At 32.2% G+C, this 1,359-nt stretch carries 1 protein-coding gene; it reads left to right on the top strand.

Annotated elements, in window-relative coordinates:
• Positions 1 to 104 precede the first annotated feature (104 nt).
• Positions 105 to 1,016 carry a DUF6414 family protein gene (locus A3KS_RS0117145; RefSeq protein ID WP_026395930.1) on the top strand — a complete coding sequence of 304 codons (912 nt, stop codon included), beginning with the start codon at positions 105 to 107 and terminating at the stop codon, positions 1,014 to 1,016.
• Positions 1,017 to 1,359: the final 343 nt, after the last annotated feature.

Raw genomic sequence — 1,359 nt, 5'->3', positions numbered from 1 at the left:
TATTCCATATCTCTATTATCCAGGAATAGGGTTCAATATCCAAGTGATTTAAAAAACTAACTAAACACTTTGTGTTTAAATTTATTATACGAGGGGTATAAAAATTGGCTAAGAACGAAAAAATAAGTAAAGAACAACTTATGATTCCAATTTACTTGAATGAAAAGACAGTTCTTGATATGCTTGCTATAATTGAAGATGGCTTCACTGCAGTAAGTGAGGTTAGCAATTCTATACAAAGCGGTAGTGAGACAACGGGAAAGATAAGTGGAGGATTTTCAACAAAGGCTATTTTGGACAAACTATTAAAAATTCAATTAGATGCAGGTGTAGAGAAGAGTTCTTCTAAAGACAATCAACAGCTAGTTAAATCTGAAAAGGTGCATACTAACGTATCGTTATTATCAAAGTTCAGAAGTTCACTTATAGATAATGAACTATTAGGGTGTAGACATAACCAAGAAATAGATATTAACAGTATTGAGTCAGGAGATTTTGTTGAAGTAGCAGGAGAATTGAGAAAAAATCCCATGATTGAATTACTTGAAAAATATTTGGACTTTATGAAAATGAGTGAAATTTTTAATGATGACCCTCCGCTAGGTCAGAAAAGCAATGCAAAAGATAAAGTTACTAAAGTAAGAAAAGAAACAAAACAGATTAAGGCTTTTTTAGAAGAACTTAAAGTGTCAGGTACGGTAGATTTTATTATAAAAAATAATAATACTACTACCGTAATATCAGCACAAGAACAATATTTATCAAATGAAAATATATCAGAAATGTATGGTGGACACTTCAAAGTTTTAGGAAAGGTTATTAAAGTATGTAATGATGAAACTTCGTCAATAAATCTTTTAAGAAAAAATACACTTGGTATATTGGATGATAAAAGTTTATCGGAAATGTTAGGTGTTTTTAAATCTGACGAATTGTCGGCATTTAATTTACCAGAAGTTCAGTTTAAAATTGAAGCACCAGCCATGATAGTTATTCCAATAGCCGTTTATTCTTAAACGTATAATTTCCGTATGATATGAGGGACGCTTCGATTGTCATATATCAAATATGATAATATACTCATGTCATAGAAACATTTCGCTTATCATTAGAAACCTGTGGGAGTATGCGCCAATTGGGAAGGGTCATGGTCGGGCAAGTTGATGATAGTACAGACCTTAAAAGGATAAATATGACGAACAAAATGTCTCCATATCGTATGGAAGATGATATGGAGACACGGTGTTATTCAAAAAAATAAGTTCTGGAATTGTCAATAATAGTTCAGTCAAAACGCGCAAGGAATTTTCCAAGCCCCTATAGAATAGCCAGCCCTCATCGTCGGTAACAATCATCAAA

The organism is Acetobacterium malicum subsp. dehalogenans DSM 11527, from assembly GCF_000472665.1.
In the GTDB taxonomy this organism is placed as follows: domain Bacteria; phylum Bacillota; class Clostridia; order Eubacteriales; family Eubacteriaceae; genus Acetobacterium; species Acetobacterium malicum.
The sequence above is the reverse complement of the archived record's forward strand: the minus strand, read 5'-3'. Positions and strand labels throughout refer to the sequence as shown.